The 20,219-nt window shown below is 61.2% G+C and carries 15 protein-coding genes, 1 tRNA gene and 1 pseudogene; 7 read left to right on the top strand and 10 right to left on the bottom strand.

All coding sequences use genetic code 11. The features are described 5' to 3' along the window. Positions 1-167: 167 nt before the first annotated feature. Positions 168-1,427: a beta-ketoacyl-ACP synthase II gene (gene fabF, locus CR492_RS18315; RefSeq protein ID WP_102845172.1), complete on the top strand. Its 1,260-nt coding sequence runs from the start codon at positions 168-170 to the stop codon at positions 1,425-1,427. A gap of 235 nt (positions 1,428-1,662) precedes the next feature. Further along, positions 1,663-3,402, top strand: a complete 1,740-nt coding sequence (gene mltG, locus CR492_RS18320; RefSeq protein ID WP_102845173.1) for an endolytic transglycosylase MltG — start codon at positions 1,663-1,665, stop codon at positions 3,400-3,402. A gap of 145 nt (positions 3,403-3,547) precedes the next feature. On the opposite strand, the gene rimO is transcribed toward mltG, so the two are convergent. The 4 genes from rimO to CR492_RS18340 all read right to left on the bottom strand — a co-directional run bounded on the left by rimO (position 3,548) and on the right by CR492_RS18340 (position 7,784). Continuing rightward, positions 3,548-4,903: a 30S ribosomal protein S12 methylthiotransferase RimO gene (gene rimO, locus CR492_RS18325; protein ID WP_102845188.1), complete on the bottom strand. Its 1,356-nt coding sequence runs from the start codon at positions 4,901-4,903 to the stop codon at positions 3,548-3,550. A 156-nt stretch (positions 4,904-5,059) separates the two neighbouring features. Further along, positions 5,060-5,827: an outer membrane protein gene (locus CR492_RS18330; protein WP_102845174.1), complete on the bottom strand. Its 768-nt coding sequence runs from the start codon at positions 5,825-5,827 to the stop codon at positions 5,060-5,062. Positions 5,828-6,081: 254 nt separating this feature from the next. Next, the gene (locus CR492_RS18335) at positions 6,082-6,843 is read right to left on the bottom strand and encodes an outer membrane protein (protein WP_180982612.1); all 762 of its coding nucleotides are present in this window, start codon (positions 6,841-6,843) and stop codon (positions 6,082-6,084) included. A gap of 221 nt (positions 6,844-7,064) precedes the next feature. Beyond that, on the bottom strand, positions 7,065-7,784 hold the full coding sequence (locus CR492_RS18340) for an outer membrane protein (protein WP_102845175.1): 720 nt from the start codon (positions 7,782-7,784) through the stop codon (positions 7,065-7,067). A gap of 379 nt (positions 7,785-8,163) precedes the next feature. Between CR492_RS18340 and CR492_RS18350 the strand changes: the two genes are divergently transcribed. Together CR492_RS18350 and CR492_RS18355 are read left to right on the top strand one after the other, a co-directional pair. Next, positions 8,164-8,253 (top strand) — tRNA-Ser (locus CR492_RS18350). A gap of 269 nt (positions 8,254-8,522) precedes the next feature. Further along, complete coding sequence (locus CR492_RS18355) at positions 8,523-10,106, top strand: site-specific integrase (protein ID WP_146030321.1); 1,584 nt, start codon at positions 8,523-8,525, stop codon at positions 10,104-10,106. Between the two features lie 4 nt (positions 10,107-10,110). Here the strand turns inward: CR492_RS18355 and CR492_RS18360 are convergent, their stop codons facing one another. Continuing rightward, complete coding sequence (locus CR492_RS18360) at positions 10,111-11,607, bottom strand: YaaC family protein (RefSeq protein WP_102845178.1); 1,497 nt, start codon at positions 11,605-11,607, stop codon at positions 10,111-10,113. Positions 11,608-12,029: 422 nt separating this feature from the next. Between CR492_RS18360 and CR492_RS18365 the strand changes: the two genes are divergently transcribed. Continuing rightward, on the top strand, positions 12,030-13,418 hold the full coding sequence (locus tag CR492_RS18365; protein WP_180982613.1) for an OmpA family protein: 1,389 nt from the start codon (positions 12,030-12,032) through the stop codon (positions 13,416-13,418). Between the two features lie 412 nt (positions 13,419-13,830). Here CR492_RS18365 and CR492_RS18370 read toward each other — a convergent pair whose 3' ends face one another. The 3 genes from CR492_RS18370 to CR492_RS18380 form a co-directional block, all read right to left on the bottom strand. After that, the gene (locus tag CR492_RS18370) at positions 13,831-14,994 is read right to left on the bottom strand and encodes a hypothetical protein (RefSeq protein ID WP_146030322.1); all 1,164 of its coding nucleotides are present in this window, start codon (positions 14,992-14,994) and stop codon (positions 13,831-13,833) included. A gap of 256 nt (positions 14,995-15,250) precedes the next feature. Next, positions 15,251-16,192: a hypothetical protein gene (locus CR492_RS18375; protein WP_102845181.1), complete on the bottom strand. Its 942-nt coding sequence runs from the start codon at positions 16,190-16,192 to the stop codon at positions 15,251-15,253. A 239-nt stretch (positions 16,193-16,431) separates the two neighbouring features. Beyond that, on the bottom strand, positions 16,432-16,965 hold the full coding sequence (locus CR492_RS18380; RefSeq protein WP_146030323.1) for a hypothetical protein: 534 nt from the start codon (positions 16,963-16,965) through the stop codon (positions 16,432-16,434). Positions 16,966-18,323: 1,358 nt separating this feature from the next. On the opposite strand from CR492_RS18380, the gene CR492_RS18390 reads away from it, so the two are divergent. Beyond that, on the top strand, positions 18,324-18,836 hold the full coding sequence (locus tag CR492_RS18390; protein WP_180982614.1) for a hypothetical protein: 513 nt from the start codon (positions 18,324-18,326) through the stop codon (positions 18,834-18,836). On the opposite strand, the gene CR492_RS18395 is transcribed toward CR492_RS18390, so the two are convergent. Continuing rightward, positions 18,833-19,405, bottom strand: coding sequence for a recombinase family protein (locus CR492_RS18395; RefSeq protein WP_102845185.1), 573 nt, complete (start codon positions 19,403-19,405; stop codon positions 18,833-18,835). The genes CR492_RS18390 and CR492_RS18395 overlap by 4 nt on opposite strands. Before the next feature lie 229 nt (positions 19,406-19,634). Between CR492_RS18395 and CR492_RS20590 the strand changes: the two genes are divergently transcribed. After that, positions 19,635-20,105 (top strand): hypothetical protein, encoded by a 471-nt coding sequence (locus CR492_RS20590; RefSeq protein WP_146030324.1) that lies wholly within the window; start codon positions 19,635-19,637, stop codon positions 20,103-20,105. On the opposite strand, the pseudogene CR492_RS18400 reads toward CR492_RS20590, so the two are convergent. Then, a pseudogene (locus CR492_RS18400) lies at positions 20,092-20,219 on the bottom strand (IS5 family transposase); the annotation flags it as partial. The gene CR492_RS20590 and the pseudogene CR492_RS18400 sit on opposite strands and share 14 nt — an antisense overlap.

The following is a 20,219-nucleotide window of genomic DNA, read 5'->3' on the forward strand; positions in this document are numbered from 1 at the left end:
GGATTGTTTCTCTGCGACGGGACTATGCTCAAACGCGTTTTTCGACCGGATAAACGTACCCGGTCGATCAAGAAATCGCGCCGCAATCAGGAGCTTGAGCATTTATCGATCGGCTGAGCCAAACTGATCGGGATCTGCTTTAACTGGCATTTGGGCCGGATCGAATTATGCGCAGAGTCGTCATTACCGGTGTTGGCATGGTTTCGCCGCTCGCTTGCGGCAGCGAAGCCACGTGGACGCGGCTGCTCGACGGCCAAAGCGGCGCGCGCGCGATCGAGGAGTTCGACACGTCCGATCTTCCTTGCAAGATCGCGATGCCTGTCCCGCGCGGCGACGGACAGAACGGCAGTTTCGATCCCAACGAATGGATGGAGCCGAAGGAGCAGCGCAAGGTCGATCCCTTCATTGTTTTCGCCATCTCGGCGGCGACGCAGGCGCTAAACGACGCCGGCTGGAAGCCGACCAGCTATCAGGACCAGATCGAGACAGGCGTCCTCATCGGCTCGGGCATCGGTGGGCTGACCGGCATCGCCGAGACGGCTGTTATTCTGCATGAGCGGGGCGCGCGGCGCGTATCGCCCTTCTTCATTCCCGGGCGGCTGATCAACCTCGCTGGCGGCTATGTCTCCATCCAGCACGGGCTGCGCGGGCCAAATCACGCAGTGGTCACGGCCTGCTCAACGGGCGCGCACGCCATCGGCGACGCGGCGCGGCTGATTCAGTTCGGCGACGCCGAAGTCATGGTCGCGGGCGGCGCCGAATCACCGATCAGCCGCATTGGCGTTGCGGGCTTTGCCGCCTGCCGCGCGCTTTCGACCGGATTCAACGATCGCCCCAAACAGGCGTCCCGGCCCTATGACAAGGATCGCGACGGCTTTGTCGTTGGCGAGGGCGCGGGCTGTGTCGTGCTTGAGGCCTACGAGCACGCCAAGGCGAGGGGCGCGCGGATCTATGCTGAAATCATCGGTTACGGCATGTCGGGCGACGCCTATCACATCACCGCGCCGCAGCCGACCGGCGACGGCGCCTTTCGGGCGATGAGCGCGGCGATCAAGCGCGCCGGCGTTTCGCCGCTCGACATCGACTATATCAACGCGCACGGCACCTCGACGCCGCTTGGCGACGAGATCGAATTGCAGGCGGTGCAGCGGCTTGTCGGCGATCCGAAGGGCCTTTCGATGTCCTCGACGAAGTCGGCGATCGGCCATCTTCTTGGCGCGGCCGGCGCGGTCGAGGCGATTTTCTCGGTCCTTGCCTTGCGCGACCAGATCGTGCCGCCGACTCTCAATCTCGACAATCCGTCGGTCGACACAAAGATCGACCTCGTGCCGCATAAGGCGCGCAAGCGCGAAGTCGAGTTCGTGCTGTCGAATTCCTTCGGCTTTGGCGGCACCAATGCGTGTTTGATCTTCAAGCACGCCGAATAGTTCGCGGGCGACAGGCAACCAGAATTAGCCATATTTCCTTGCTTAGAGAAGCCGGGGCCAAGCGGCGGGCGTCACGACCGCGCTAAAAAGCGGTCCCGTCTTCGGCCGACTCCGACTATAATGACGACGACCGAAGCAGGCTGAGCGAGTTGGGTTGATGAGCGGCGCGCCCCCAGACGATCACGGCGATTCGCCTTCGCGGCCATCCGCGCCACGGCCGGGAGGGCGGTTCGGCATGCGCGTTGCCCCGCAAAGTCCGAACGAGGCGCTTCAGCCGGAAGCCGCGCCGCCGCCTCCGCCGCGGCCTCCGCCAAGCCGGCGCCGTCCGATCATGTCGGCGGTCAGCGGCTTCCTGTCGTTCCTTTTGATCGCCGCGGTCGCGGCCATGATCGGCCTCGTCTGGAGCGAACAGCGCGTCCGGGCTCCGGGACCGCTTACCGCCGACAAGGTCCTCTACATCGTGCCCGGCACGGATCTGCCTGAGATCATCGGAGAGCTCGATCGCGGCGGGATCATCGACAGCCCATTCCTGCTGAACGTCGCGCTTCTCGTCGAGGGCAACCGGTCCAAGGTCAAGGCCGGCGAATATTTGTTCAAGCAGGGCGCGAGTCTTCGCGAGGTCATGGACACATTGGTCAGCGGCAAGCAGGTCCTGCACGCGATCACGATCCCGGAAGGGCTGACCAGTCAGCAGATCGTCGAGCGGCTGCTCGAAAGCGACGTGCTCACCGGCGATATCAAGGATTTGCCGAAGGAAGGCAGCCTGATGCCGGACACCTACAAGGTAACCCGCGGCTGGTCGCGCGCCGATCTCGTCCGCAAGATGCAGGACGATCAGAAAAAAATCGTCGACCAGATCTGGGCGCGCCGCACCAGCAATCTGCCGCTGCACTCGCCTTATGAAATGGTGACGCTGGCCTCGATCGTCGAAAAGGAAACCGGCAAGGCCGACGAGCGCCCGCGCGTCGCGAGCGTATTCATGAACCGGCTCGTCAAGCGCATGCGGCTTCAGTCCGATCCGACGATCGTCTACGGCCTCGTCGGCGGCAAAGCCACGCTCGGACGCGGCATCACCCGCAGCGAACTGGAAAGGCCGACGCCCTATAATACCTATACGATCGACGGACTTCCGCCGGGCCCCATCGCAAATCCCGGCCGCGCGGCCCTCGAGGCCGTCGCCAATCCGTCGCGCACGCAGGATCTCTATTTTGTCGCGGACGGCACGGGCGGACATGTCTTCGCCGAAACGCTCGATCAGCATGGCCGCAATGTGCAGCGCTGGCGCCAGATCGAGAAGGACGCCAGGGACAAGGCGGGCGCAAGCCAGGATATCGACAAATCGGCGCCGCCCGTCGCCTCGCCGCCCGGCGTTCCGAAGAGCGATCAGCGCGGCGAAATGGACGGCGGCGCGAGCTCGATCTATGGCGATCTCGGGCCGTCTACCCCTACGGCGCAGATCGGCGGCGCTGCGTCGCAGTTCGAGAGCGCCTTCGGGGTCATTGGCCCGGCTCTCGTCGCCGATGCGCCTTGGGCCAGCGCCGCCCTGAAGCCTGGTTCAGCGGGGCGCGCAGACGCCAAATCGCGCGGCTCCAAATTCGCCGATCAAAAGGTCCTCGCGCCGGTGACGGTCGGCCCTGGTCTTGATGAACTGGGCATTGGCGTCAAAGGCGCGCAGGCCGCAGCCGAGCTCGACGGCCCGATCAATGACGCCGATGCGGAGGCGCCGGCGTGGCCCGCTACCGGTCTTGGCTCGCGCCAGGCGGCGCTGGCGCCGGATGCGCAGACAGCTTCCGTGCTTGGCGGCGTGGCGCAGAACACCGCAGGCGACGCGCCGCAGCGTGACGGAAAATTAGTGCGGCCGCGCATCATCGACGTTTCGGAAGGCACGCCGCTCGATCCGCTGCGCGACAAGACCTATGATCTGAATTTCGCCAAGACGGTGCCGACGGCCAAGCAGATGGCGTTGCCGAATTAGAGCCAAAGCTGATCTGAATGGGAAGAACTTTGTTCTAACCCATTGTTTCAACGTGCCGCCTGCTCCAAAAGGGCTTCAGCTTTTCGGGCTGATGCTCTAGCCTTGGCAGGCTTGCAGGCCTTGGCGTCGCTGAGCGTCAATCGCGTCAGACCGCAACTCCATACAGATCATAGGCGTCGGCGCGGTCGATCTTTACCGTGATGATTTCGCCTGTCCGGAGCGGACGGCGGGAATTGATGAAGACCTTGCCGTCGATCTCCGGCGCGTCGGCCTTGCTGCGTCCGATCGCATCGCGGCCGCCGACGTCGACAATGACCTGCAGCCGTCTGCCGATTTTGTCCTTGAGCTTCTTGGCGCTGAGGATCTGCGCCCGCTCCATGAAGCGGCGGTGACGGATGTCCTGGATTTCCGCGGGCACGAATGGACGGCCGAGCGAATTTGCGGCGGCCCCTTCGACCGGCTCATATTTGAAGGCGCCGACGCGGTCGAGCTTCGCCGCCTCCAGCCAATCGAGGAGAATCGCAAAATCCTCCTCCGTCTCGCCGGGAAAGCCGACGATAAAGGTCGAGCGAATGGCGAGATCCGGACAGATCGCGCGCCATTTTCGGATCCGCTCGAGGGTTTTCTCCTGATCGCCGGGCCGCTTCATCGCCCGCAGCACTTCTTTGCTCGCGTGCTGGAATGGAACGTCGAGATAGGGCAGCACAAGGCCCTGCGCCATGAGTTCGATCGCTTCGTCGACATGCGGGTAGGGATAGACATAGTGTAGGCGCACCCAGACGCCGAGCGCGCCCAATTCGCGGATGAGATCGATGAATTTGGCCTTGACCGCGCGGTCGCCGAACATGCTTTCCGAATAACGCAGATCGAGCCCGTAGGCGCTCGTGTCCTGCGAAATGACAAGCAATTCGCGCACGCCCGCGGCGACCAGTTTTTCAGCCTCGCGAAGAATGTCGGCGGCGGGTCGCGAGGCGAGATCGCCGCGTAGTTTTGGAATGATGCAGAAGCTGCAGCGATTGTTGCAGCCCTCGGAAATCTTCAGATAGGCGTAATGGCGCGGCGTCAGCTTGACGCCCTGCGCCGGGATGAGGTCGAATTTGGCGTCATGCGGACGCGGCGCCGCGGCGTGAACGGCCTGCATCACGGAATCGAAATCCTGCGGTCCGGTGATGCGAAACAGATTGGGAAACCGCGCGCTGATTCCTTCGGGCTCGGCGCCCATGCAGCCGGTGACGATGATCTTGCCATTCGCCGCCTGAGCCGCGCCGATCGCTTCGAGCGATTCGGCCTTGGCGCTATCGAGGAAGCCGCAGGTATTGACGATGACCGCCGCCGCCCCGTCATAGCTCTTCGTCAGCTCATAGCCCTCCGCCCGGAGGCGGCTGATGATCTGTTCGCTGTCGACGAGCGCCTTTGGACAGCCGAGCGAAACGAAAGCGATTCGAGGCGCGTCGGCGGTTTGTGCGGCAAGGGTGTGTTCGGAGGCGGGCGGGTTGATCATCATGAAATTGCTTGCCATGCCCGCTGATGGCTTGCAACTGCGGGCCGCGCGGCGCGGGTCAGGCTCGAAATGCAGGAAAGCCCGACCTTGCGGCCGGGCTTTCTGATCTTGAAGCTGTGAAAGTCGGGGCTGGGCGCCCCAATCTCAGTGCTTGACTCAGTACTTGGCGACGACCGGGGCCGGGGGGGCGAAGGTGTCGAACTTGTAGCTGAAGCCGACCTGAACCTGGTTCACGTTGAACTTGCGGTTCACGTAGGGGCCGTTGTCGAAGCCGGCGAGGCTGGCCGGATAAAGCGTGGCGTTGCCGAAGTTCGAGTAGCGATACTCGGCGCGGATCGACCAGTTGTTGGTGACGGCATATTCGACGCCGCCGCCGACAGTCCAGCCCACCTTGGTGGTGGAGGCGCTGTCATAGCTGACCGGGGTCGACAGGCTGGCGTTGACGCCGGCGAAGGCGACGCCGCCGGTGGCGTAAACGAGAACGCGATCCCAAGCATAGCCGACGCGGCCGCGGATCGAGCCCTGGACGTTGGCGTTCGAGTGGAAGTTAACGCCAGCAGCGCTGCCATCGTTAAGGAAGACGGTTCCCGACGAGCTCTTTCCGATGCTGGAGCCGTCGACGGAGCCTTCGAGACCGACGACGAACTGGTTCAGCTGCAGATTATAGCCGACATGCGCGCCGCCGATGACGCCATTGCCGTTGCCGCTGAAGCCAATGAAGTTGCCGTTGGCGTCGCCGAAATTGGCGCTGCCCTGGCCCCAGGCGTAACCGATCTGGCCACCGATATAGACGCCAGTCCAGGTGAAGATCGGAGCCGGCGGCACATAGACCGGCGGGGGAGCGCGCGAGGGAAGATCCGCGGCGAGAGCCGTTCCAGCGAGCGCGATGGCGCCAACCGAGGCCAAGAGTACACGACGTAACATTTAGCTTACTCCTAAGGGTTCGAAGCTTCCGCTACCTACCCTCGTTTTATGGCAGGCACAATGTGCGGAGCGGGGGAATTGACAGTTGAGGCGGCGTATTCCAGCTTGTGTGGCGCGTTTGCCACATCGCAATCAAGCTTTTGTGAGATTCTGATACAATTGGTTATCAAACTGTTAAAGCAGAAGACCCGGCATTGTGCGCCGGGCCCTCATCAGTATTGACGCCTTGAAAGTCGAAGCTGCTCGTACTGATTTCAATACTTGGCGACGACGGGAGCCGGCGGCGCGAAGGTATCAAACTTGTAGCTGAACCCGACCTGCACCTGGTTCTCTTTGAAGTGACGATTGATGAAGGGGCTCGTCAGCACGACCGAACCGTAGTTGCTCGGATAGAAGGTCGAGTGTCCGAAATCCGAATAACGATATTCGGCGCGGATCGACCAGTTGTTGGTGACGGCGTATTCGAGACCGCCGCCAACCGTCCAGCCGACGCGGGTCGAGGAGGCGCTGTCATAGCTGAAGGGGCCGTAGAAATTGGCCTTCACGCCGGCGAAGGCGACGCCGCCGGTGGCGTACAGCAGGACGCGGTCCCAGGCGTAGCCGACGCGGCCGCGGATCGAGCCCTGAATATTGCTCTGAGCGCTGAGGGTCAGGCTGTTGCCGAATTCGTCGGACAGGAACGCGCTTTTGCTCATGCTGGAGCCGTCGACGGAGCCTTCGAGGCCGACGACGAACTGGCTGAGCTGGAGATTGTAGCCAACATGCGCGCCGCCCAGGACGCCGCTCGTGTCATAGCTGACCGATCCGAGCGTGCCGATGAACGAGTCGCCGAAATTGGCGTTCTGGGTGCCCCAGGCGTAACCGATCTGGCCGCCGATATAGACGCCGGTCCAGGTGAAGATGGGAGCCGGCGGCACATAGACCGGCGGGGGAGCGCGCGACGGAAGATCCGCCGCAAATGCGGTTCCAGCTAGCGCGACGGCGCCAACCGAGGCCAAGAGTAAACGACGTAGCATCATGCTTTCTCCTTCAAGGGTTCGAAGCCATCCCAAGCTACCCGGATTCAGGGGGTCCAGAAATGCCGCCCGAGGGGAAAAGGGCGATTCTGGGGCGCTATTCCCACCAGTGTGGCCGGTAGGCAACGAATTCGCCGCCGCTTCGCTGATTTGCGGGGAGAACCCGGGTTTTATCTGGGCGCTGGTGCGCGCGATCGATTAGCCGACGCGCGCTTTCACCCTTATCGCGCGTAAGAGGGCGCGAAGAGTCCGTCGAATTTATAGCTGAATCCGACTCGCGCGGCGTTTTCGGTGAGATGGCGGGTGACATTGCCGCCAGGGCCGGCCGTGAATGTATAATCCGTCGCCGTGCCGAAGTCGGAATAGCGATATTCCGCCCGCACCGACCAATTATTTGTCAGCGCATATTCAAGGCCGCCGCCGATCGTCCAACCGGCGAGCGAGCGGTTCAGCGAATTATAGCCAAGATAAGACTGGTATTGGTTGGTGACGCCGGCGAAGGCCGCGCCTCCCGTCGCGTAAAACAAGGCGCGATCGACCGCAAAGCCAAGCCGGGCGCGGATCGAGCCCTGCACCGGAATTTGCGTCGTATAGAGCGTCGGCCCGAAGCCATAGGTCTTGTCGACGCCGGTCCCTTCGACATCGCCTTCGAGGCCAAGCACGATCTGGTTGAATTGAAGATTATAGCCGACGTGGGCGCCGCCGAGGATGCCGCTCGGACTATAGCTTACGCCCGAAAAAGCGAAAAAGGGGCCCCAGCCGGATATGGCGCTATTCGCCCAGCCATAGCCGATCTGGCCGCCGACATAGAGGCCGGTCCAGGTAAAGATCGGCGCGGGCGCGTAGCCGCCAGTCCCCTGTCCGTAGGGCAGGTCAGCGGCAAGCGCCGAGCCTGCGAAAACGGCGAGCGTCGTCGTCGTCAATAGCGCTCTGCGGAGCATCTCATGCCTTCCACTCTTGAGGATGCGCGCAAGCCGGGCCGGACGCGGCGGGCAAGGCGCTGCATATGCGTCGAATCTGTATCACCGGCGGCCGAAGCCGCCATTTATGGTTGCGTACCGAAATAGGCTGGATGCCTTACTAAATTGTCTCGAATTGTGCTTACCCGAGCGTTAAGGCCGCTTTTGCGCAGCCGGCCGAGCAGCGGCGCGGCACAGGGCCGACGCAGGCGAAAAGATTCGGCCCGGCGATAAAGAATCTGCGGCGTGAGGAAAGCGATGTTCGCCGCCGCCGCATGCAGGCGGTTGGAATCGATCCGGCGATTGTGTAGAGGAGAGCCAAGCGCGGCGGCGCGCGCTGTCTTGGGGCTCGCCGCGATAAGGAAGGGTGGCCGAGTGGTTTAAGGCAGCGGTCTTGAAAACCGCCGTGGGCGCAAGTCCACCGTGGGTTCGAATCCCACCCCTTCCGCCAGCCCTTGATTGAACTATTGCAAATCAATAAGCTGCGGGTTTTCTTAGGTTAATCGCCTTGGCGGTGGTCCGTCAAGGGGGTCCGGGTTGCCGCGCTACATGCACACGCCTTATCGTCATCCGAAGACCAAAATCTTTTGGGTCAAGGGCTCGGTTCCCGCCGAAGTTCGCGACCTCCCCAGCTATAGCGGCACGAAGCAATTCAACCGCTCCCTCGGCACGCGAAACCCCAAGGAAGTCCAAGCGGCCCTCGCCAAGGTCACGCTGGCGTTGCGGGCGGAGTGGGACGCGCAACTGGCTCCGCCGTCTCCCGCTCCAATCACCCTATCCGAGCACCAAATAAGGGCGCTGGCGGGTCGATGGCACGACCAAAGGCTGCGGGAGGAGGAGCGGCAAGACCAGCATCAGGAAAGCCTCCTGGCGGTCTTAAGCACGCTTGAGGGGGAGGACGCGCCCGACGCACTGTTCACGAGAAGCGGACTCGTGGCAGATGCCGTGGACAGGTTGCTGAAGGACGAACCCGTCCCTTGCGATGAGGCAAGCCGCGCGAGGCTTCACGGCGAGTTGCTGCGGCAGCACAAGTCTCTTTATCGGCTCTTATTGCGGCGCGCGAAGGGGGATCATACGGCGGAGGTCGAACGCTTCCCGGAATGGAAAACCGCCGCAACGCCGGGGACGCTTGCTACCGCCACCGTTCCTCTCCCTCCGCAGCCCGCCGCCGCCAGCCAAACGACCAGCCAGGGTTTGACCGTTGGGGAGTTGATGGACCGCTACGACGCGGACCCGAAGCGGCTGGGCATCCGGGAAAGGTCAAAGGCGGGCTATGCGGTTATCTATCGCGTCCTGAAGGAACTTCTCGGCGCGGACAAGCCTGTCAAGGCGATTACGCGAGAGGACTGCCGCCAAGTTCGTGACGTGCTCTTGAAGCTGCCGCCGAATTACACGAAGCGCTTCCCAAGGATGACAGCCAAAGAGGCGGCCGAGGAAGCGTCGCGCAAGGGCGTTGCGCCCCTCGCCCCCGGCACCGTGGACGGCTACTTGGAGAATCTTGCGGCGGTGTTCAACTGGGCGGTGGCGGAGGAGTATATGGAGCGCAACCCCGCCAAGGGCCTCGGGACAACCGGGAAGGTCAAGGCGAAGGACAAGCGGCTGCCGTTCACGCTGGACCAGCTTCAGGCGATCTTCTCTGCGCCGCTCTATACCGGATGCAGGGACGATGAAGCGAACTACGCCGCGCCCGGCCCCAATCATCCCCGCCGCGCCCGCTTTTGGGTGCCGCTTCTCTCGCTCTGGACGGGGATGCGGCTCAATGAATGCTGCCAGCTTCTTACCTCGGACGTGCGGGCGCTCGACGGCGTGCCGTGCCTCTTCATTTCGGAGGAGGTGGCAGACGGGCCTCGCGAAGCCGGGAGGGGAAAGCCAGCGCCGGTGAAGCGCGTCAAGACGGAGGCCGGAGAACGATTCGTGCCAATCCACCCCGAACTGATTCGGATCGGCTTCTTGAAATTCGCGGAGAAGAAGAGGGCGGCGCGGGCGGAGCGGCTGTTCCCCGAGTTGTCCGCGAGCGGCGAGGGCTATTTCTCCGACGCCTTCTCGAAGTGGTTTTCCCGGTTTCTGGCAAGCCGCAACGCGAAGACGAGCCGCACGAGTTTCCATAGCTTCCGCCACTGCTACAGGGACGCCATGACGGAAGCCCGCCTTGGCCGCAACTCTGTCCTGCTCTTGGGCGGCTGGGAGGGAGGCAAGACGGATGACGGCTACGGCGGCAAGGTGCGCGCTTCGTTCTTGCTTGAGGAGATTTCCAAGGTCGCCTATCCGGGCCTCGATCTGGGGCACCTAAGGGGTGAGGCTTAAGACCTTATCTCTGGTGCGCGAGTACGCGCTCGCCAATGATCGCCTCAAGAAATTCTTCAGGCAACACACGCTCGAAAACGCCGATGGCTGTCCGTATGAGTACTAAGTAGTGGTCCCAGTCGCCGCCCTCAACGCGACGCCATAAACTGGGTAAATACCGCACCACAATCGAGAGCGCATATAAGACTACCAGTGCGAGCGTTCGGTATTCAGATGCGCCAGCAAGCACGGGAAGGATTAGAGTTCCGGAAGGCAGGAATGCACTGCGATGAAGCGGCAGCGCTCCGTCCCAGTATTCATGTCCATCGTGATCGACGCGTACGCGAAAGGAGCGGCCGCCACTCTCGGTGGCAATTTCGGTAAGCTCTGCAACCGGCCAACCGGCGGCTTCGAGACGCGATCCTGAGACGCGCCCCGACACATCAACTAGATCGACGTAGGTACTCCCAACGCGTTCTGTGCGCCCAAATAATACAGACGTGCTGTTTGCCTCGACGTCGTAGTGGGGCGAAACCCATGAAGGCGCGCTGTCGAATACTTCTAGGTACAGGTCACCCAACTCCGGGATCGCGGACAACAGTTCGCCCAGAGACGCGTGGGTGTGGGTAGGCAGATCGTGTAGGTCGCTCTGATTTTTAGCTTTCTTGGTCGGATAGGCGCTGATATTATGACCAAGGAATGCTGCCCAGCGGGGATAAAATCCCGAAGCGAGCACGCCTACGCTAAGTCCACCAAAGTCATGCGTAATAGGAGGTACTGTGTAAAGCCCATGACCAAACTTCGTGAAACCTTCGACGTCGTCTAAGTTGGCCGATCCGTCCGGCGAAGCCAACATATCGGCGGATGCAAGCGCGAGAGCACCGTAGTAGAGGCTGAGAATTCTTCGGCTCAGGCTTTCGTTAGTTCCTGACCGAAAATAATCCGCTCCATTTCGGATCGCGAAGGCGAGCCCTTCTGCCTTCTTCGACAACGGGGTGGGAGTGCGGGGCACACCTCCTTCCGCCATGCGGCGCTCTATCAGCTTTTCCGCTAACCGAACACTAGCGAACTGCTCTAGCCGTGCCCAAATCGCGTCTAGCGGGCTTTCTGCCGTGATTTGCCTTATTGCCCGCGCCCGATATGGCGGTATGGACGAGTCTGCCGTGGGCGCAAGGGCCTTATTCCACTCAATGAGTGTGCCTGGAAACTGATCGATGGAAGCAACGGGCGTCGAGATTCCGTAGGCATAACTTCCGACATTATTCAAGGCACCATTCGTGAAAATGTGGTCAACGCTTAAATCGAGTGCGCGGTAGTGTCGGTTCTCCATAGCCGAGGTGTAAAGGACAGCAATCGAGCGCGAATAGCCATTCTTCTGAGCGGTCACAACGATGTATTCACCTTCTTCACTTGCGGGAGCGGTGCAAGTCTCCCAGCCATGGATTCGCAATGGCTGTATGAGATGCCTATCGACTGCCTCGTGGAGAATCCTCATGCGCATCTCAAAACCAGCGTCCGCCATCTTTTTTTCACTCCAAAATGCATGATTCCAAAGGCTTTCTCAGCGAATGCCTCCAGGCCTCTTCAGGCTTAATCTTGTAAGCGACAGCGCGGTGAATAAATTGTCATCGATCTCGATGGTAGAACGGTTCGTCGAACGGGTCACTCCTGCCGCTCGAACGAGGCTGCCCTATGGAAGGCCAGAGAGAGACCCTGAGACCCTCTCTGCCAAAGAGGTGAGCGAGTGCTTCCCGTTCCGCTTCAGGCTGGGTAAGATCGGTCGGTCGTAGGTGGACAGCCTCGGATCACGCGCGGAGTCCGCCCAAGCTTGCCGCGAACCCCAGGCGGGGACAAAGTGCCACCCGACACGGACAAATCGTCTGCCCATTTCTAGGGTGGAGCGGATGGCCGAGCTAGGAGCATCCGATGAGGTGGCCGAGGTATTTGTCTGCATTCGAATTAGACGCGATGTTCCGGGCTCTTCCCGACCAGACCACCATCGCTCCGGTCACAGTCAGCGGGTTTACGCAGTATAAGACGCACGTGTCGGACTTGCCCGCGAGCGAAAGCGCCAAAATCGACGCCGTCGCTGACGCGATCGTGACGAGCTATCGCGCGGGACGCCACCCGATCATCGGCGTTTTGATCGTCGGCCATGCGGACCAGGACCTTTCACGTGGCGTGGCGTTCGAGCAGGAAATCAGCATCGAGCGGGCGGAATGCGTGCGTGAAGCGTTGCTCAGTTCTTTGCAAAGCCGCACCGGTGCGGGGTTGATGCCGCTCCAGGTCAAAGAGGCTGCGGTGCGTACGGCGGGGGTCGGGGCGACTCAGCGGGTGGTGACGCATCCGATCAATGAGGCGCAGCGCGCGCAAAACCGCAGAGTGGTGTTGTATCTCGCCGAGTCGATTACGCCGGTCGTACCGCTCGATGGATTCTTTCCGGTGCCCCCGCAAAAGGTCGAAGACGAGGAAGGAGCCGCACCTGCCTCCCCACGGCCGCAGCGCTCGCCTCTCTTGCTCGCATTTTCCATACCGATCTTTGGCTCCCCGGCGCTTGCCGGAGCCGCCGTGTTCGCGTCTGGACAGCCAAGAAGGCCGAGCATCAAACATGACCACGGCTTCCTGGATGACGGCAAAGGCAACATCGATCCATCGAAGCGACAATCCCCGACCGATACGGACCGCGCGCGAAAGGACGTGTGGAAGTTCCTCCTTGGGCTCACAATCCAGAACAAGCCCGAATTGAAGGACGCCACCGATGCCTACAAGCATTTCCTGGTGGACAACAACGGCACCCAGCTTACCGTTCGCTACGAAGGCTTCGTAAAGGACGACGCCAACGGCAAAACGGTGTTAAAATCGGCGATAGACGATACGCGCACGGGCGTTCTCGATATCTTCGACAGCCAGTTCCCGAAGCCCTTGACATCAGCGGCGCGGACGTTGTTGCAGGTGACAAGCTCCGCAGTGACGGTGGGGCGAGCGACGCCGGACTTTCGCTATCCATATCCGGCCGATGAGAACTGGCAGAAAGCAATCGGCGGCCACGCGCTGTGGATATCGGCCGACGCGATCATAGACAGCGCGCCCGGCAAGCTCCGCACCGTGGCCATTACGATGACCCTGCACGCCGAGGACATGTACAACTTCAACCCGGACGGCGCGGACATCGCGACGAACACCAGAGACGCCGAGAATGGGCGCTTCGAAATTGTCGGGCTTGGGACCGAGTTTCTCCAAATCGGCACCGCCCAACGCACCATCACGTTCACCATCCCGAATGCGAAACAGGCCGACAATCGGGTGGTGCCAGCGGATCAGAAAGTCACGTAATTAGTGGGCCGCGCCGTCGCGGTTTCAAGGACACCCGTTGGTCGCTCGCCCCGCGCGCTCTAACATACCCGATGCCCAAGTGAGCAAAAGGAAATCTGACGGAACGCGTAATGTACGCCGGAGGCCTGGGCAAAACGAGGGCAGCGCGAAGTGTCAATGTCGGGGTGAGCGCAAGGCCGCCTTGTCGGATGGTATTGTGGCTGGAGTGGCAGTTGGATAAACCCGCCAGCGCATTCTCACTATCAGGGCGGCCATGAGAGGCAGCCTCAAAGGATACGGAGGCCGGGGGTTGTTCTCTATTATCTTTTTCCTCCAACTCCATCACCTCAAGGCGGGCTATGTAAACCAGTTAAGAGAGGTCTAGAGGGATGTCCTTAACAGCAACCAACTCGCTTTCGCCCTTTAGCGCCAATCACTTAACGCCTATTTTGATCCTGACGCCCGTGACCTTCAAAGCCGCCGCAGCGAACGCTTCTTGAACTGCCCCGGACTTCGATTCGGCGCAAAGCAGCGCATCGTGGAGGGGCAGCGCGACGACGCCTTGCCCGGTCAGCTCCTTCATGGCGTCCAGAATGATTTCGCTCTCGGTGAACATGAAGCCGTAGCCAGCATTCGTTCCAAGGGCGATGAACGGAGCGAGGTCCGGCAAGGTTTCCAGCACGGCCGCGCGGAGGGTCGCCACGGTCAGGCCGTGAGGCATCGCCGTTTCGATCTCCCCCGGCCAACGCCGCCCGTTTAATCCAAAGAACAGGGCGTTGACGGCTTTCTTGATCGCGCCGCGTTGGACGCTGAAGCCTTTCGCTGCGAGGAGTTCGGCGGTTTGGTCGTAGGGGTCGGCGTCGTCGAGTTGACGCCCCGCGCTTGCATAAGCCAGCCGCGTGAAAAGGGCGTTGGCGTCCACCTCCGCGATGCACTCGCCGTCGATCCGTAGGCTTGCCGCGCGGCGTTCCTTGTCGAGGTTGCTCCAGAACGCCCCAAACAGCCGTCCGCCCATATGAGGCACGCCACGGCGCGGGAGAGGGCAGCCTGAAGGCAAGGAGAAGTAGCGGCGAAGGCGTCTGTCCGACACGCGCACGTGGCCGCGCCCGTCATCCTCGAAGGCAAGGTCCGCCCCAGCAAGGACGGCATTCATCTCGCGCAACTCCTCCCGCCATTTGTTCGTCTCGGGGGTGTCAATATAATCGAGGCGTTCGCGAGATACGGCCTTCTGCGCCGCGCCGTTCACCCAGTCGAGGGCTGAGGCGTTGCGGGACAGGATAATCATCTCCTCTCTGTCATCGCGTCCGAGGTCCGCGTTTGAGATGCCTTTGAGGCGGGCTTCGTTTGCGAAGTTGGACGTTGGCGTGATGCGGGAGGCCGTCCCTCTCCACTCGCCATTTGTCGGCAAGCGCCCCAAACCCAGCCTCAGGAACTCTCCCTCGGCAACGTCAAGGACCGCCTTCAGCGTCTTCGGCCCAAAATGCGGCGGGCTGTAGCGGCTCCCGCTCCAGTTGTTCCACCCGAGGATGATAAGAAGGCCGCATTCCCCCGCGCCGTCCCGCACAAGGTTGCAAACGAGCGCCTCCACGGCCGACATGAAGCCCGCCCTTTCCTTGGCCGAGCGGCGGTTTCCTCGGGGCCGCCCGTTGGCTTCGATGATCGCCGCGATGTCGTCTACAAGCTGCCGCAGTGCAGGACCAACGGCAACAAGCCAAGGATCGAACCAGAGCGATTCTGTAGGCCCCTGCGGACTCTTCCGAGCGCCTTCGTGGGCCGCTAGGCTATCCTCCATGCTCTCCGACGAGACGGCGGCCAAGGGACTCGCCAGGGCTTCGTGAGGCAGTCCCGCTGCGTCAATATCTGTGGATGACAAGTTTCTCTCCCGCCGGTGTTTCTTTTACCTCAACAGACTTCGGCTTGCGCAACGGATTGGGCGGCCCGTCGTCAACCTTGATCACAGTTGCATGTCGGCCCTGGATGACGAATTCGGGTGGGTAGGGGCGCTCCTTCCAGCTTGTCTTCGGCTTCCCCGTCTTGGTCGTCATGGCCTCCAGCGCGCGCTTCATCTCAAACACCCCGGAAAGGTGATGTTGCGTGACGAGTTCGGAGGCTTCCTCAAGCGCTTCCCCGAGCCGCCGCAAGACGAGCCCGTGGGACGGCTGAAAGGCTTCGATCCTGAAAGGTTTGTCGGGGGCCGAGGACCGCTCCCAGCGCTTCGTGATGCCGCCGCCGAGCGTATTGAGCACCTTGCCCATTTGCACGCGCGGATACTCCCGGAACTTGTCGGGGCCGCTTGTATGGGGCGGGTCGGCTTCATCGGCAAAGGCGGCTTCGACTCCCAAGGATGCCCCAAGCAACACCTTCGGGTCGATCTTCCGCCTCTTGATCCGAGCGAACACGGCGCGGGCCTTTACGGCGGGGGAGAGCGTTCGGATGTCATGGGCTTCGACAACCGGCCCCGCACTATCGAGAAGCCCTTCGATCCGCGCCAAGGCAGTCTTGACGAAAAGCTCGGAGGCGTTCTTGACGATCCATTCGAAGGCGGCGCGGCGGTAAGGGGTGAGGTGTCGTGCGGTATAACTACCGATTGTAGTATGGCCGTGGCGGCGGAGGTGATGGCGATGGCTGCGGCAGTATTTCCCCATGCCTTCCGTTGTGGCGGCCAGCGGGGGACGCTTGCAGCCGAGCACCCAGCACGTCTCATTGGCATAGGCGGGGTCGATGGTGGCGGCCTTGCGGATGGCGTCGGCGCGGCGTTTGAGGGCTTTTGGCGCTGTCGGAGGCGTGCGCCTCAATGCGATCTCCTCTCGTTAATCCACACAAATATTAGGTATAATTACCGGCTTGGGCTGCCCTGTCCCTGCCTCACAAAAACGCGGTATCGCGGACAAATTGGTCGTGAAGGAGCGCGGGAGGGCCGACAAGCGGGGTATGGGTAGCCCCAGGGCAAGAAGCGGGGGAGTTTGATGTCCCGCCGACTCCCTGTCCCTGAGGCCTCCGTCTAGCAGCCTACAAGAGGGTCAGCCGGGGTTCCTTAGGCGGCGACGGGAGGAGCGCCCAACGCATTAAGCCGAGCATCCGTGGCCGCGTCCTTGGCGCATTGGCGGAACCGGTTGTCCGCTGTGTTGCACGCTTTGCTCCACACGATTTTGTCATAGCCGCCGAAGCGCACAGTCTCCGCAGCTAAATCCAGCCAAAGGTCGAAATTGGAGGCGGGTTTGCTTGATGCGCTCTTTGCACCCGAACGGCCGCCGCTTGCTATGAATGACGCAAAGTCAGTGACGTTATTGAGGAACCAACTCTCCTCAACGACAATCCGCAAGCGTGTTAAGCCGCGATCGGAGGCCAGCCGTAAAGCCATGATGGTAGCCAAAATGGCCGCCCTTGGGCCTGTAACATCCGCATCCGTATTGCATTCGCATGGTGGCTGGAACGCGATGGCGTTCTTCCTGCGGTCCACGAACAGCACGCTTAGTGCCGCTACGGCGGGCGCTTTTGTCGTTGAATGAGCAATGTAAGCAATTTCTTCGTAGGAGTCGTTCGCTGCGGTTAACGTCGAAGTGTCCAAGTGCATATTTCCTTTCATTGTTTCTGTTGATGGAAGTGGGCTCTCAGCGCCCGCTTTGCTTCTTGTTGGGGAGGTGATCCACCATCGCGTTGATGGCCTGTAAGATACCCATGGCGTTCCGCAATGGGATGAGCCCTATGGCGCGCTTCGCCTCGGATCGGGTCCCCGACCACCCGTCCCTGATGCTCTCGATGCCCGTCTGGAGGGCGTCAAAGATCGCGCCCGCCATGTCCACCACGGGGATGCTGGTGATCGCGTTGAGGGTTAGCCCCGACGATCTGGCGGCTTGCCCGAAGCCTTGCCCGTCCTCATCCTTAGGGGGGAGCCCTAAGCGCTGCCCCGTGGTTAGAAAGGGTCCTATGACCTCGGGAGTTATGCCCGCCATGCCCACGCGGGACCACACGTTGAGGGCCATCTTGGCCAGCGGGCCACCTCTCCTTCGTGTTTGTTTGTTTGTTGCGCGCTCGCAGATAGTCGAACAAAAGCGGCCTCAGAGGCAGCGCTTGCGCCAAGTGCTTTGCCGATGTCGCGAATGTCTAAGAGGGTTAGCGGGAGACTTGCTTAGTGGCGGGAAGGCGGCGCTCGAAACGCCACGCCCTGGACTGCTTATGGAGGTGCCGCTCACCAGCTTCGGAGGTTTCTTTGCGGCTGGAACGGATCGCCCGTTGCTCTTGCTTGGAAGTTCCTGGGGGATAGGAGGAATAGTGCTGATCGTGCGGATGTTGCGGCCGTGGCGCGGCGATTTTGCGCGCTGCTTCTTTAGCGGCCATCGCCTCGCGAGTAATCAGGGTGAAGGTCTGCGTTGGGGCCTCCTGCGGTTTCGACGTTGCTTTGTCTCGTCAGCTTGGGAAAGAACCCAAGGACCGCTTTGCGCCATCGCGCCAACGGGGCCGCTTGCGCGCCTCCCGTGCCGCTTGCGCGGCTTGTTCGCCTCTAGGGCCGCTTGCGCGGCTTGGCCCCCGGTTATGTCCGGCTCCGGGAACCGCTACGCCCCCGGTATGGGCTAGAAGCCACAAACGCAAATAGCCGTCAAGCTCAAAATCGAACTTGCCGGCACAACTTCCCCATTTGCACCGCTTCTATCCCATAAAAAGCGCCGGTGCAAGGCGCAATACTACTAAACATTCTGTCGCAGTCAGTAAATTCAATTGGTTACGAGGCGGCGCGTGCCACCCGCGTCCCAATAAACGTCGGAAATGGCAGCAACTTCAATTAGTTGCTCATTGCAAATCGTGCCAACGGACTGTCGATCGACGCGACCAACCGGTAGCGTGCGCGGCGGCACATTCACCGGAACGTCCGCTGATAGGGTCCCACAAACCGGCACCAGGGGATCGAATTATTTTCGGAGGCGAGCAATGCAATTTGAACAATTCGACAGCGGCGACGCGGGTCCGACAGCGTCGTCGAAGGATCACGCTAGCAAGTTTCCCAACTGCGGCAATTATCTCAAGAATTCAATGAACCCACAGAAGCTTAAGAAGGATAAGCCCAAAGTATGGGCCGCTTTCGTTAAATGGTGCGGCAACGAGGTATGGGCCACCACGGCGTGCACGTGGGGCAAGGGGCCGATGGTTCAGATCAACAGCGCCAAGGTTCGCCGCGCCAATGGCCGCACCACGGGCGACGACGCCGAGCATGTGATGTGCTTCATTCATGGCAAGGTCGCCAACAAATATGAACAGGGCAACGTGGCTATCGTTTGGGAATCGACGGTCCTGCACGAACTCGTTCATTGGACGCGCTGGAAGCAGAAGCTTGTCGATCCGAAGGACGACAGCGGTACGGAGATCGAAGTGGGCAAGGCCTTCGAGAACGAGGCCTACGGAGGCGACGTGTCCTTGCAGACACCCGACGCGCCCAAGCCCTAACCGAACACCGACGGGCGACCTGAGCCGCGCTTCCCAAGCGCCCGATACACGCTCATCCGACTTATGTTCATGGCCTTCGCGATCTCGCTTGGTCCAAGGCCTTTGGCTTGGTGTTCACGCACCTTCTCCGCGTCGATGCTCGCAGGACGCCCGTTGTACTTCCCTTCCGCCTTGGCCTTGGAGATGCCCTCAAGCTGGCGCTCCTTGCGAAGGTTCGTCTCGAATTCCGCGAACACCCCGAGCATGTCGAGGAAGGCTTTCCCAGCGGCCGTTCCGGTATCAATTGGCTGTTCGGTCGCCTTCAACGTCACCCCCTTGGCTTTCAACTCGCGCACGATGTCCTGCAAGTCGCCAATGGAGCGCGCGAGGCGATCAACGCGGGTGACCACTAACTCATCGCCCTTGCGCAGGAAGCCCATGAGTCGCTTCAACTCCGCGCGGCCCTCCAGCTTGGTCCCGCTGACTTTCTCCTGCCGCACGTCCTCGCACCCAGCCGCCTCAAGGGCATGGAGTTGGATGCTCGTATCCTGGTCGGTCGTGGAGACGCGGGCATATCCGAACTTCGTCATGGCTGCTTGTCCTGGGATGTAACATTAGGGTGTATGCAGCTGTGTTACATGTCACAGAACTAGAGGTCAACCTTATGTTACGCATCCTTCGAGGGCCGAGGCGTGTAACCTCAGGGTATACCCTAACGTGACGAAGGAGCCGGGCTAAGCTGGTAAAGAGGATTGACAAAACTGCCTAGGTGGAAGAGCCCGGTAACATGGGCGCTTGTCGCGGGGAGGAGCAGGGCAAGTGGGCGACGATGGACTAAGCGTCGAAGAACGGCGTTCCCGCTGGGCCGATGTCATCGCGCGGCTATTTTTTGAGATTCCTGGGGATTTTTTTCTAAGCGTCGAAGCATTGCTGGAGCCCGATTGCCAGTTCCGCCCGGCGGGTCTGGCACTTATCGGAAATCTCCTTCGGGCCGCAACAGTCGCATCGCTTCCTTATACGATGGCTTCCTCAGAAGTTATGCAGCGTCGCTACAGCCAGTTACTTGCAGCCGAGAGTATTCGACAGCTTAATTACCACGAATCACCATTGAATGAAGAAGCACAGGCAAAAGCCGCCGAAATCGCTCATAGGCGAATGCGGGAAGAAACAGAGGCCGACGCGCGGCGCGAATTTCCATGGGCAGCCTCGGCAACATTGAGTAATCTTGAGAGCCGCCTTCATGACGAAAAGTTTTCGGCCGCTGCCGCCGATCTTCTTAGGTCCTGTTGACAAATACCCTCATCCATAGTCGGACGGCGGCGATGAGGACGAAGCCGCGGTAGCTTTCGGCGGTCTTGTCGTAGCGGGTCGCCAAGCGGCGCCAGTTTTTCAGTTTGTTGAAGC

This window comes from Methylocella silvestris (genome assembly GCF_002891535.1).
Lineage (GTDB): Bacteria > Pseudomonadota > Alphaproteobacteria > Rhizobiales > Beijerinckiaceae > Methylocapsa > Methylocapsa silvestris_A.

Coding starts and splice junctions, on each gene's coding strand:
- CR492_RS18360 (WP_102845178.1), bottom strand. CDS start 11,607: ATGGCGGACGCTGGTTTTGAGATGCGCATGAGGATTCTCCACGAGGCA.
- CR492_RS18370 (WP_146030322.1), bottom strand. CDS start 14,994: ATGTCGGCCGTGGAGGCGCTCGTTTGCAACCTTGTGCGGGACGGCGCG.
- CR492_RS18340 (WP_102845175.1), bottom strand. CDS start 7,784: ATGCTCCGCAGAGCGCTATTGACGACGACGACGCTCGCCGTTTTCGCA.
- CR492_RS18330 (WP_102845174.1), bottom strand. CDS start 5,827: ATGTTACGTCGTGTACTCTTGGCCTCGGTTGGCGCCATCGCGCTCGCT.
- CR492_RS18395 (WP_102845185.1), bottom strand. CDS start 19,405: ATGACGAAGTTCGGATATGCCCGCGTCTCCACGACCGACCAGGATACG.
- rimO (WP_102845188.1), bottom strand. CDS start 4,903: ATGATCAACCCGCCCGCCTCCGAACACACCCTTGCCGCACAAACCGCC.
- CR492_RS18335 (WP_180982612.1), bottom strand. CDS start 6,843: ATGCTACGTCGTTTACTCTTGGCCTCGGTTGGCGCCGTCGCGCTAGCT.
- CR492_RS18390 (WP_180982614.1), top strand. CDS start 18,324: ATGCAATTTGAACAATTCGACAGCGGCGACGCGGGTCCGACAGCGTCG.
- fabF (WP_102845172.1), top strand. CDS start 168: ATGCGCAGAGTCGTCATTACCGGTGTTGGCATGGTTTCGCCGCTCGCT.
- mltG (WP_102845173.1), top strand. CDS start 1,663: ATGCGCGTTGCCCCGCAAAGTCCGAACGAGGCGCTTCAGCCGGAAGCC.